This window comes from Acinetobacter sp. CY81, from assembly GCF_059515925.1.
On the sequence record NZ_JCAKNC010000002.1, the window covers coordinates 80925 to 92662 of the forward strand.

The following is an 11738-nucleotide window of genomic DNA, read 5'->3' on the forward strand; positions in this document are numbered from 1 at the left end:
TAAAAAACTTGATTTTTTACTTAATACAGAAGATACTTTTATTAGGAAAACTTAGTACCTTCGGTATTAAAACTAACGACTTATGTTTGGCGACATAGGTCGTTTTTTATGATCGATAGATATTCATTTTTACACTCCTATTTTATTTTCTGTCGTTGATAAAGCTGCGATCCAATAAGCAACATCTTTTGTATATGCAAATTTTCCCCGTCTTCCTTCAATAGAAAAAATATGAATTGAAACCTTTCCTCTACAGATTGCTTGACGGAATGCATCCGTATTTGCAAAACCCAAACATCTAGCTAAGTCTTGACCATGGATGATGTGTCCATATTGCATTTCTAGCTTATGAATGAGTTCCACTTCAAATAGTGATTTTTTCCTTTCTAAAGGGGGATCTATTGCATTGCTCATATATGTTCTGTCACAGTTAGATACAGCAAAACCGATACTAATAAATATAGTTAATATATAGCCATAAATTGATTATATATTCAACAATTTTGTGACTATATTTTTTTCATAAAGTATTGAAATACGGTGAATATGGGTAGAATGGGAAGACCAAAAAAAAGTAAATTTGATATTTTCAGAGTGCAATCATGGTATTACGCTGTCCATATTGCTTCAGGAAAGAAATCTGCCTATGCTTTGGAAAATGAATTTTCTACGAATTTACTTACAAAAAATGATTCAGTTGCTAGATCATGTATATGGAATAAATATCGTGATGGAAAGGTTCGACCGCAGGCTAAGTTGGTAGATCAAGTAGAAGAGCGATTTATTGGAACTGAAAGATGGTTAGACCTAATTTTGTGGCAGTTTTTAGATGATCGAACAGATTTTTTTAAATTACAGAAATGGATTAGTACACTAGATAAGCAAATTTTTGATATTTTTTTGAAAACTGATGATGCTAAGACTAAAGTATGTAGAATTAAGAAGTTAACTGTAAAAAACATTCAGAAGTTAAAAAAACATTCATTAATTGATGTTTTGACTTTTACACTAATTTTATATTTTTATGCTGTTGATAATAGAAATGAAAATGAAGTAGAGTTATTACTAGATTTTTATTATTTATCAAGAAAAGAACTAGCAAAGAATAATGTCTTTAAATTTTTAATTTTAGATTTTTTAACGGAATTGGAATTACATTTAATAAAAGAATATTCTCTAAAACTGAATAAACCATTACCTATCATTATATTTCAAGATGATCCTTGGTTTAATAGTGAATTTAATTTAATAGAAAAAAGAAAAATAAAGATTAACAAACATACTTATGAGTTAATTTCTGATGCGACATTAGTTGCAGAAACTCAGGTACGTTGCTTTGAAAAATATTATGCTGGAAGTTCAGGTATTACAATAAGGTTGAACAATTTTATACCAATAGGTTTATCTATTTTACCAATGCTGGATGAAAGTCTGCTTCTGTCTTTTGCAAAAAAGTTTTTTGAATATATAGGTAACAGTGATCAGATTGTAATGGAAAAGGAAGTAGTTATTTTAAATGCAATGAAATTTGGTGATATTCAAGATTTCAATGAGTTAATTGAAGTAATTGGCGTAGCTTTTTTACAAGAGGTTTATTATTTTAATTCTATAAAATTTAATGATAATGAAAAAAAATTCTGGGAAAAATTTCTTGGCTTATGTAGTTGAGCTGAGTGATGCAGAAAAAATAGAGCCATTTGGCTCTATTTTTATGGAATGACATCAGATGTGTCGCCGAATGTCATTGGATGTGTCGTAAATGTCACTGGTTGTGTCGTCTAACGCAAAAGCTATTACCAGCTTAACGCACCACCAGTTTGGTAGTCTGTTACGCGAGTTTCGAAGAAGTTCTTCTCTTTACGCAAGTCCATCATCTCAGACATCCACTGGAATGGGTTATTCACACCAGCGAATTGTTCAGGCAAGCCCAACTGAGCCAAACGACGGTTTGCGATGAACTTCAAGTATTCTTCCATCATCGCTGCATTCATACCCAATACACCACGTGGCATAGTGTCACGTGCATATTCGATCTCAAGCATCGTACCTTCAAGAATCATCTGAACGATTTCTTCTTGGAACTCAGTTGTCCATAGACCTGGGTTCTCAATCTTGATTTGGTTAATCATATCGATACCGAAGTTTAAGTGCATTGATTCATCACGTAAGATGTATTGGAATTGCTCAGCAACACCGTTCATCTTGTTACGACGCCCCATAGACAAGATTTGAGAGAAACCACAGTAGAAGAAGATCCCTTCAAGAACACAGTAGAATGCGATCAAGTTGCGAAGCAAAATTTGGTCGTTTTCAGGTGTACCTGTTTTGAATGTAGGATCACACAACGATTGAGTGTACTTCAAGCCCCAAGCTGCTTTACGTGCAACTGATGGAACTTCACGGTACATGTTAAAGACTTCGCCTTCATCCATACCTAAAGATTCGATACAGTATTGGTAAGCATGCGTATGAATCGCTTCTTCAAATGCTTGACGTAAAATGTATTGACGGCATTCAGGGTTAGTAATGTGACGGTAAATCGCCAATACTAAGTTGTTTGCAACTAATGAATCGGCAGTCGAGAAGAAGCCTAAAGAACGCATTACGATGGTACGTTCATCTTCGGTTAAGCCATTTTCAGACTTCCAAAGCGCGATATCGTGGTTCATGTTGACTTCTTGAGGCATCCAGTGGTTTGCACAACCGTCTAGATACTTCTGCCAAGCCCATTCGTATTTGAATGGTACAAGTTGGTTTAAGTCAGCACGACAGTTAATCATAGCTTTGTCGTCAACTTGTACACGTTGCGCGCCCATTTCAAGCTCTTCTAAGCCTGGAGCAACATCCAAAGTTTCTAAGGCAGCAGATGCTCTTGCCAATGAATCGGTTGAATGTTTTGCGGCGCTTTGATTGGTTCGAGCGGGTTGTGTAGCTGCCACACTCGACGGTTCGTTGCGTGCATCAGATACCAGCGGTGTATTAACCGTTTTTTGCGGTTCGATGGGCGCAGACTTGAGTTCAGGTGCAGCCGGTTTTTGCGAATCATCTTCGAAATCGTCCCAACTTAGGATAGACATATCAATTCTCTCTACGTTGCTTATATCTTTTTCATCAGACATCTCAACGGGAGATGTCCTACTATACGCTTAATTTGTGTAAGCAAAATTAAGTTTTGCCGATCATTGCCACATTTTTAAAATAAGGGCAGTCCACACTACTTATTTTGCTTACGCTGTTGTTTGCGAATGGTGATCCACGCAATCGCCAGTGGAATGTAAAAGCAAACTAGAAAGGAAATCACCAGAACAACGAGTCCTAACATGTAGTTATGGGTCATATGTGACATGGTGGTTTCCTTGTTTAAAATTTAATCTCCCTAAATCCCTCTTTATAAAAGAGGGACTTCCACATCTTAGGTTAGAGTTGTGATCCCCCTCCTTTTAGGAGGGGTTAGGGGAGGTGGTTAGATTACTGACAAGCCTCACAATCAGGATTGTCAATTGAACACGCCATTGGCACAGGTGCAGCTTGCACAAAATCATCTTCAGCAGGTACTTCAGCTTTCACTTCAGGTGCTGCTACAGCGGCAACAGGTGCAGCAACAGTTGTTGCTTTAACCGCATTCAAAGCACCAGTATTAATCGTTGATTTCTCAGCAGACGTTGCACCCAATGCACGGAGGTAATAAGTCGTCTTAAGACCACGTAACCACGCCATTTTGTACGTCATATCCAATTTCTTACCATTCGCACCAGAGATGTAAAGGTTAAGAGACTGAGCTTGATCGATCCATTTTTGACGACGAGATGCAGCATCCACAATCCAACGTGGCTCAACTTCGAACGCAGTTGCAAAGATTGCTTTTAATTCTTCAGGAATACGCGCAATTTTTTGCACAGAACCTTCAAAATGTTTCAGGTCGTTGACCATTACAGAATCCCAAAGACCACGATCTTTTAACGCACGTACTAAGTACGGGTTGATCACTGTGAATTCACCAGAAAGGTTAGATTTCACATACAGGTTTTGGAATGTAGGCTCGATCGACTGAGAAACACCACAAATATTCGAAATGGTTGCAGTTGGAGCAATCGCCATCACGTTTGAGTTACGCATACCGTCTTTTTGAACTTTGCTACGTAAAGTATCCCAATCCAAACGAGTTGTACGGTCAACTTCGAACATACGATCTGGACGAGATTTCGCAACGATATCTAAAGAGTCGATTGGTAGAATGCCTTGATCCCACAATGAACCTTTAAATGTCTCGTAAGCACCACGTTCAATTGCTAGGTCGCTAGACGTAGAGATTGCGTAGTAAGAAATCACTTCCATTGATTCGTCAGCGAAATCAACAGCAGCATCAGAACCATAAGCAATTTGCATTTCGTATAGCGCATCTTGGAAGCCCATGATACCCATACCAACAGGACGATGCTTCATGTTAGAAGTACGTGCTTGTTCAACTGCGTAGTAGTTGATGTCAATCACGTTATCAAGCATACGAACCGCAGTTTTTACTGTGCGAGCAAGTTTTTCACGATCTAACACACCACCTTGAACGTGTTGTACAAGGTTGATCGAACCTAAGTTACATACCGCGATTTCGTCTTGGTTTGTATTTAACGTGATCTCTGTACACAAGTTAGAAGAGTGAACTACACCCACATGTTGCTGTGGTGAACGTAAGTTACACACGTCTTTGAATGTGATCCAAGGGTGACCTGTTTCGAACAACATAGACAGCATTTTGCGCCACAAATCTTTTGCACGAATTTTCTTGTGCAACATATTTGTTTCTTTCGCGATGCCTTCATAGTAAGCATAGCGTTCTGCAAATGCTAAACCAGTCAAATCATGTAGATCAGGTGTCTCAGATGGCGTGAACAATGTCCATTCAGCATCTTCAAATACACGTTGCATGAACAAATCTGGAACCCAGTTTGCTGTGTTCATGTCATGTGTACGGCGACGATCATCACCTGTGTTCTTACGAAGCTCTAGGAATTCTTCGATGTCTAAATGCCAAGTTTCAAGGTATGCACATACTGCACCTTTACGCTTACCACCTTGGTTTACCGCAACAGCAGTATCATTGGCAACTTTAAGGAACGGAACAACACCTTGAGATTTGCCGTTTGTGCCTTTGATATAAGAGTTCAATGCACGAACAGGTGTCCAGTCATTGCCTAAACCGCCTGCCCATTTAGAAAGAAGGGCATTGTCACGCATAGAACCGTAGATGTTATAAAGGTCATCTGCGATAGTTGTTAGGTAACAGCTTGATAACTGAGGACGTAAAGTACCTGAGTTAAACAATGTCGGTGTAGATGCCATGTAATCGAAGCTAGACAATAAGTTGTAGAATTCGATCGCACGATCTTCACGATTGTCTTCGTTGAGCGCTAAGCCCATGCATACACGCATGAAGAATAATTGTGGTAATTCGAAACGTACGTCATCTGAATGGATGAAGTAACGGTCAAATAATGTTTGTAGACCTAAGTATGTGAATTGGTTTGAGCGTTCAGGTTTGATCGCAGCAGCCAATTTCTCAAGGTCAAAGTTAAGCAGTTCAGGAGAAAGAAGATCAAGCTCAACACCTTTTTTCAAGAATGTTTCGAGCGCATCATTTTCTAAAGTATCTGTTGCAAGACCTAAGAACTCAAGACCAGTCGCAACTAAGTTGTCACGAAGTAAACGTGCAGTCACATAAGTATAGTTTGGTTCTTGTTCAATACGGGTACGCGTTGCCATCATCATTGTGGTTGAGATGTCAGTTGCTTTTACGCCGTTGTATAAGTTCTTCACAGTTTCATCAACGATTGCTTGAACGTCGATGCCTTCTAGGCCTTCGCTTGCTTTTGCAATTGTTGCTTGTAAACGGCTTAAATCAAGAGGTTCTAGCTGACCGTTCGTACCTGTGATTTGAAGAGAAGGGTGGTGATGAGCACCCATTTGCTTACGTGCTTCTGAACGTTGTTCACGGTAAATGACATATGCACGAGCAACTTTTTGTTCGCCAGTACGCATAAGTGCTAATTCAACTTGATCTTGAATTTCTTCAATGTGAATTGTGCCACCAGACGGTAAACGACGGTTAAACGTGTTCATCACCATCTCAGTCAACTGAGTGATGCGATCGTGGATTCGACTTGAATCAGCGCTTGGTTGACCTTCAACGGCCAAGAAAGCTTTACCAATTGCTACAGCGATTTTATCTGCATCAAAAGTGGCAACATCACCAGTGCGTTTAATCACTTGAAGTTGACCGGGGGTTGTATTAGCGCTCATTGTCAGCGTAGCTCCATTGTCATCATTATTATGTTTATAGACCATTTGAATCGGACAAAATGATGAAAATTCATCGTCACGACATTTGAGGGATAAACACAAGACTTAGTGGTTTAATTTAATTTAAGACACAAGATACGGTAATTTTTCGTGTAGATCAATATTGACATTTTGATAATTTTTTTTACCGATGGGGTGCACAATTTCCGTATTGTTTTCCCTATGAAAATGACTTTTATAGTTCGATTAATTTCATAGGGGGCTAGCATAGCAGAGCTTTTTTGCTGTGCTTATAGATAAGGTTGTGGATAAGTTTAAAAGCTGAAAAAAGAGATAAATGGGGTGAATAAAGGAGTGAATGAAACATTTTGTATAAAAATTACTCAAAATTATTTCTCAAAATAATTTAAATAAAGGATAAGGTTTGAATTTGGGATAAAAACACCTAAAATTCAAGGATTAATAAAAAATAACAAATTGCTACCGTCGTGTATCAGTTTGGTGAATGGCATCTTGTTTACAATGTAAACGTGTGTATATTGCAAACATAGTGTGTTGAATCTACAAACTTTGTAGCATAAACCCAATCAAATATAGGGGCGGTATATGAGCCAAGAAGAAAAGTTACCTAAAATTTTAATCGTTGAAGATGACGAGCGTCTTGCGCGTTTAACGCAAGAATACTTAATCCGTAATGGTTTAGAAGTTGGGGTAGAGCCAGATGGTAATCGTGCCATTCGTCGTATCATTGCTGAACAACCAGATATGGTTGTATTGGATGTGATGCTTCCAGGTGCAGATGGTTTAACCGTTTGTCGTGAAGTTCGTCCACATTACCATCAACCAATTTTGATGTTGACTGCACGTACAGAAGACATGGACCAAGTACTTGGTTTGGAAATGGGTGCAGATGACTATGTTGCGAAGCCTGTTCAGCCGCGTGTACTTTTAGCGCGAATTCGCGCATTACTTCGTCGCACAGATAAAACTCCTGAAGATGAAGTTGCACAGCGTATCGAATTTGATGATCTTGTGATTGATAACGGTGGTCGTTCAGTGACTCTGAATGGTGAGTTAGTTGATTTCACAAGTGCAGAATATGACCTCTTGTGGTTATTGGCATCGAATGCAGGTCGTATTTTATCTCGTGAAGATATTTTTGAGCGTTTACGTGGTATTGAATACGACGGTCAAGACCGTTCAATCGATGTGCGTATTTCACGTATTCGTCCAAAAATTGGCGATGATCCTGAAAATCCAAAACGTATTAAAACAGTACGTAGTAAAGGTTACTTATTTGTTAAAGAAACCAATGGGATGTAATCATCCCTTGGTTTAAACCAGAAGGCTTGAATATACGTTCAAGCCATTCGGCTTATCCGCCAATTGTCTAGGTTATTCATACGTGTCTAAACACAGTATCTTTCTGCGGATCTACGCAGGTCTCGTGATCTTGGTTGTTCTTGTTGCGATATTTAGTTATTTGCTGGTGCAAATCATAAATTATCAACGTGCGCAGGAATATCGAGAGTCTTTGACAGATGGCATTGCGTATGTCATCAGTGAGGGCGTTGCTCGGCAGCAGACAACACAACAAAAGAATGATTGGATTTCTGATGCATCGCATTTATTGGAACTTCCCATTTTTTTATTGGATTCAAATAAGGTTGAATTGTCGCGTACTGAGTTGAAGCGGATTCAGGAACATAAGGCTGTGGTGCGTTATGATGCTGAAAAAGGCATTGCTTATTTGGTGATGGGGATTCCCAATGACCCTAAGCAGTACCTGTATATCAAGATAGATAGTATTGGCGAAAAACAAATGAAGGCAATACCTGTCTTTATTTGGGATTACTTGGTTTATTACCCAGGTCAAGAACAAGAATACTTAAAGAAAATCCAATCACATTTTTATTACGATATCGAAATTAAAAATATTTCGACTTTGAATTTAGATTCTGAACAAATTGGTCGTTTACGTTCAGATCAGAGTGTCATTCTTTATCAAGACAGTGCAACTGCTAAGGGCACAACCATTTCTGTGATTTCACCTATGCCAAACTCTCCGGGTGAGGTATTAAGGATTGGACCGATTCCAATGTTTAATTGGATGCCATTTCAGTTGGCGGCGGGTATCACTTTGCTAAGTATGTTTATCCTGTGTTTAGGGGTATATGGGCTGATCGTACCCATGCAGCGTAAGTTGCGTCAGGTGAATGATGCTTTAAATGTGATGCAGAAAGGCGATATGTCGACTCGTGTACCTGTTGAGGGGCGTGACGAGATGGCGAGTCTCGCTTCGAGCTATAACAGTATGTCTGATCATATTCAGCGGTTGATCGAGGCGCAGCGAGAATTGATGCGAGCGGTATCGCATGAATTGCGTACGCCAGTGGCACGTATCCGTTTTGGTATGGAAATGCTGGCAGATGAAGATGAACATGAATATCGTCTGCAACAAGTCGAAATGATCGATAAGGATATCGAAGCACTCAATACACTAATTGATGAAATCATGACTTATGCCAAGCTTGAACAAGGCATGCCTTCTTTAGAAATTGAAAAGATTGTCTTGTTTGAAGTGTTGGATCAGGTGGTGATCGAAACCGAGGCTTTAAAAACCAATAAGAATATTCAACTTGCAGCACCACCTTTAACTTTAGAAGTAGATGCGGAACGACGTTATTTACATCGTGTGGTGCAAAATCTAGTCGGTAATGCAGTGCGCTATTGTGATGATCAGGTTTTGGTCAGTGGTGGTATAACAGCACAAGGCATGGCCTATGTTTGTGTGGAAGATGATGGTCCTGGTATTCCTGAAGCGGAGCGTGAACGTGTATTTGAAGCATTTGCGCGTTTAGATGATAGTCGTACGCGTGCATCGGGTGGGTACGGTTTGGGGCTTTCTATTGTGAGTCGTATTGCATATTGGTTTGGTGGAACGATCAAAGTGGATCAAAGTCCAACTTTAGGTGGTGCGCGTTTCGTTATGGAGTGGCCAGCACAGCGATTTAAAAAGAGTAAAAACTCAAGTAGCAACGCATAATAAAATTGAGTGTATAGCTCATTAAAAAAGCACCTTAAGGTGCTTTTTTAATTTTGATTATTCGGTATTTAAAACAACTGCTGATTTGAAATTATTGATAGTTATTTGCATCAGGTTCAATGATCTTCTTACCATCTCTCAGTGCAGTTAGGGCTTCTGAATTGAAATCAATGAGTAGACTGTTATCAGAAGCATTGATTTTATAATGGCTGATGATCTTCTGATCGCCTGTCAAAGTTTCAACAGTATATTCATCTGCAATATTTAAAATGGCATCTAAATTTGTGGTTGTAGAAGGAAGATCCTCACGGAACACTTGGTAGATGTCACGCAAATCGAAAATCGCATTATTCGCGTCAGGATGTTTTTTAATATATGACTCAATGTGACGAATAATAAGCTGAGCGTATAAAAAATAATTAGGTTTGTGTGTGAATTCTAAGGACATTCTTGTTTTCCTTTTAGATGGAATTTGATTGGTTAAATTCTTTATTTTTAAACAGTATCTTAAATTAGAGTCATTAAGTGATCTTGTGTAGTATCTCCTAATAACTCAATCTTTTCTATTTTGAAGCACTGTTTGGAAACAATTATGTTTTCAATATAAATAGCATAAACAATGGATAAGGTGCAGTAAGATTTGCAAAAAAGTCACACGAAATTTAATTTAAAGAATTCTCTGAATTTGAAATGAATAAAAATAGTGGTGATCTGATTTTGGGTAGATCTTTTGGGTAAGGGTATTTTTTCTTTTTGCTTAAAGAGTGATCATTAAGATTGAACAGTATCTGTCTTATATAGATCAGGATAGTTGGGTCTTATGAGGGTGTTATTTTGAAACAAATGATGCAATTTGAATCAGTGAAAGCACCTTGAGGCAATAAATAGTCAGCTTTTCATTAAAATATAGAAATAATAATAAAAATCCAGTTTACTATTCAATAAAACGATTGATGTTGAATATAAGGTGATCAAAACAATTTTTTTTGAAGATTGATTAAAATATCATCCCAAAGACTAAGACGCTTACGCTAGCAACAGACGACTGCAATCAGGTACAATTGGCGGGATTAATTTTGTGTTTGGTGTATTTAAAGGCCAATACATACATTCTTTGTTAATAAATAGGCCTGCCAGGAGTTATCCCCGCATGAGTGCCATTACTCCATACGAATGGGCAATTATTGCCTTCGTGATCGGCGTTACATTTTTATGCGTCTTTATGCTGACTGTTCCATTACTCCTTGGTGGTAAATCATGGGGTCGTGCGAAACAAGAGCAATTTGAGTCAGGTGTTGTAGGTGCAGGTGGTGCACGTATTCGCTTGTCTGCAAAGTTCTATTTAGTTGCAATTTTCTTTGTAGTTTTTGACTTAGAAGCACTTTACTTATATGCATGGGCTGTTTCAGTTCGTGAAGTAGGTTGGGTTGGTTTTGCAGCTGCAGCCGTATTTATTTTAGTTTTACTCGTTGGTTTGATTTACGAACTTTCTACAGGTGCACTGAATTGGGCGCCGTCAGATAAGCGTAAAGCAGCAGGGATTAAACCTAAAATGGGTTCGCCAGATATGGACATCGCGGAAATTACACGCTTTAACTCAATTGAAGAGTTGGTAATCGATCCTACGGGTCAAATTCCAGCACAATCATCTGGTCGTGTGAAGTCTAAGACACCGACTGCATCATCTGATAAGGAGTAATACGGGATGAAATATACATTAACCCGTGCGAATCCGGATGCTGATCAATATCCACTTCAAGAGCGTCAAATCGTTACAGATCCGCTAGAAGAAGAAGTGAATAAAAATGTGTTTATGACTCGTTTAGAGGACGTAGCACATACAGCAGTAAACTGGGGTCGTAAGAACTCAGTTTGGCCGTTTAACTTTGGTACATCATGCTGTTACGTAGAGTATGCAACGACCTTAACAGGTGTGCATGACTTGTCACGTTTCGGCGCAGAAGTTATTCGTGCTTCACCGCGTCAGGCGGATTTGATGATCGTTGCAGGTACTTGCTTCGTAAAAATGGCTCCAGTAATTCAACGTTTGTATGAACAAATGCTTGAACCTAAATGGGTTATTTCTATGGGTGCATGTGCAAACTCAGGTGGTATGTACGACATTTATTCAGTTGTACAAGGTGTGGATAAAATCATTCCTGTTGATGTGTATATCCCAGGTTGCCCGCCACGTCCTGAAGCTTTGATTCAAGCATTAATGTTGTTGCAAGACCAAATTCAATTAGAGCGCCGTCCACTTTCTGCGGTTATTGGTGATGATCTTAAGCCTGTGTATAAGCCAAAGATGATGCCAGAACGTGATCGTAAGAATGCTGAACGTATAGCAGTGAAAAACTTACGCTCTATGGATGAAATTAAATAATTTAAGCGATGAAAT

General features: G+C 38.8%; 10 protein-coding genes. 5 read left to right on the forward strand and 5 right to left on the reverse strand.

Going from position 1 to position 11738, the window contains the following annotated elements; genetic code table 11:
• Window positions 1–129 precede the first annotated feature (129 nt).
• The gene (locus AC5YDM_RS02745; protein ID WP_496150619.1) at window positions 130–414 is read right to left on the reverse strand and encodes a hypothetical protein; all 285 of its coding nucleotides are present in this window, start codon (window positions 412–414) and stop codon (window positions 130–132) included.
• Window positions 415–546: 132 nt separating this feature from the next.
• Here AC5YDM_RS02745 and AC5YDM_RS02750 point away from each other — a divergent pair, with 132 nt between their 5' ends.
• The gene (locus AC5YDM_RS02750; RefSeq protein WP_496150620.1) at window positions 547–1668 is read left to right on the forward strand and encodes a hypothetical protein; all 1122 of its coding nucleotides are present in this window, start codon (window positions 547–549) and stop codon (window positions 1666–1668) included.
• Between the two features lie 125 nt (window positions 1669–1793).
• Here AC5YDM_RS02750 and AC5YDM_RS02755 read toward each other — a convergent pair whose 3' ends face one another.
• From AC5YDM_RS02755 to AC5YDM_RS02765, 3 genes are all read right to left on the reverse strand, one after another.
• On the reverse strand, window positions 1794–3077 hold the full coding sequence (locus tag AC5YDM_RS02755; protein ID WP_496150621.1) for a ribonucleotide-diphosphate reductase subunit beta: 1284 nt from the start codon (window positions 3075–3077) through the stop codon (window positions 1794–1796).
• A 137-nt stretch (window positions 3078–3214) separates the two neighbouring features.
• Entirely contained in the window at window positions 3215–3346 is a 132-nt protein-coding gene (locus tag AC5YDM_RS02760) for a hypothetical protein (protein WP_496150622.1), read from the reverse strand.
• A gap of 122 nt (window positions 3347–3468) precedes the next feature.
• Window positions 3469–6339, reverse strand: coding sequence for a ribonucleoside-diphosphate reductase subunit alpha (locus AC5YDM_RS02765; RefSeq protein WP_496150623.1), 2871 nt, complete (start codon window positions 6337–6339; stop codon window positions 3469–3471).
• Between the two features lie 561 nt (window positions 6340–6900).
• Here AC5YDM_RS02765 and bfmR point away from each other — a divergent pair.
• Both bfmR and bfmS read left to right on the forward strand, forming a co-directional pair.
• Window positions 6901–7617, forward strand: a complete 717-nt coding sequence (gene bfmR, locus AC5YDM_RS02770; protein WP_035267251.1) for a response regulator transcription factor BfmR — start codon at window positions 6901–6903, stop codon at window positions 7615–7617.
• Between the two features lie 82 nt (window positions 7618–7699).
• Entirely contained in the window at window positions 7700–9340 is a 1641-nt protein-coding gene (gene bfmS, locus AC5YDM_RS02775) for a sensor histidine kinase BfmS (protein ID WP_496150624.1), read from the forward strand.
• 91 nt (window positions 9341–9431) lie between these two features.
• On the opposite strand, the gene AC5YDM_RS02780 is transcribed toward bfmS, so the two are convergent.
• Entirely contained in the window at window positions 9432–9788 is a 357-nt protein-coding gene (locus AC5YDM_RS02780) for a hypothetical protein (RefSeq protein WP_496150625.1), read from the reverse strand.
• Window positions 9789–10490: 702 nt separating this feature from the next.
• On the opposite strand from AC5YDM_RS02780, the gene ndhC reads away from it, so the two are divergent.
• Together ndhC and AC5YDM_RS02790 are read left to right on the forward strand one after the other, a co-directional pair.
• On the forward strand, window positions 10491–11039 hold the full coding sequence (ndhC, locus tag AC5YDM_RS02785; RefSeq protein ID WP_496150626.1) for an NADH-quinone oxidoreductase subunit A: 549 nt from the start codon (window positions 10491–10493) through the stop codon (window positions 11037–11039).
• Between the two features lie 6 nt (window positions 11040–11045).
• Window positions 11046–11723 carry a NuoB/complex I 20 kDa subunit family protein gene (locus tag AC5YDM_RS02790; protein ID WP_004695382.1) on the forward strand — a complete coding sequence of 226 codons (678 nt, stop codon included), beginning with the start codon at window positions 11046–11048 and terminating at the stop codon, window positions 11721–11723.
• The last annotated feature ends 15 nt before the right edge of the window (window positions 11724–11738 follow it).

What these genes read in the sequence shown, in the direction of transcription:
- ndhC (WP_496150626.1), top strand. Translation starts at nt 10,491, where the DNA reads ATGAGTGCCATTACTCCATACGAATGGGCAATTATTGCCTTCGTGATC.
- bfmR (WP_035267251.1), top strand. Translation starts at nt 6,901, where the DNA reads ATGAGCCAAGAAGAAAAGTTACCTAAAATTTTAATCGTTGAAGATGAC.
- AC5YDM_RS02745 (WP_496150619.1), bottom strand. Translation starts at nt 414, where the DNA reads ATGAGCAATGCAATAGATCCCCCTTTAGAAAGGAAAAAATCACTATTT.
- AC5YDM_RS02765 (WP_496150623.1), bottom strand. Translation starts at nt 6,339, where the DNA reads ATGGTCTATAAACATAATAATGATGACAATGGAGCTACGCTGACAATG.
- AC5YDM_RS02760 (WP_496150622.1), bottom strand. Translation starts at nt 3,346, where the DNA reads ATGTCACATATGACCCATAACTACATGTTAGGACTCGTTGTTCTGGTG.
- AC5YDM_RS02780 (WP_496150625.1), bottom strand. Translation starts at nt 9,788, where the DNA reads ATGTCCTTAGAATTCACACACAAACCTAATTATTTTTTATACGCTCAG.
- AC5YDM_RS02750 (WP_496150620.1), top strand. Translation starts at nt 547, where the DNA reads ATGGGTAGAATGGGAAGACCAAAAAAAAGTAAATTTGATATTTTCAGA.
- AC5YDM_RS02790 (WP_004695382.1), top strand. Translation starts at nt 11,046, where the DNA reads ATGAAATATACATTAACCCGTGCGAATCCGGATGCTGATCAATATCCA.
- AC5YDM_RS02755 (WP_496150621.1), bottom strand. Translation starts at nt 3,077, where the DNA reads ATGTCTATCCTAAGTTGGGACGATTTCGAAGATGATTCGCAAAAACCG.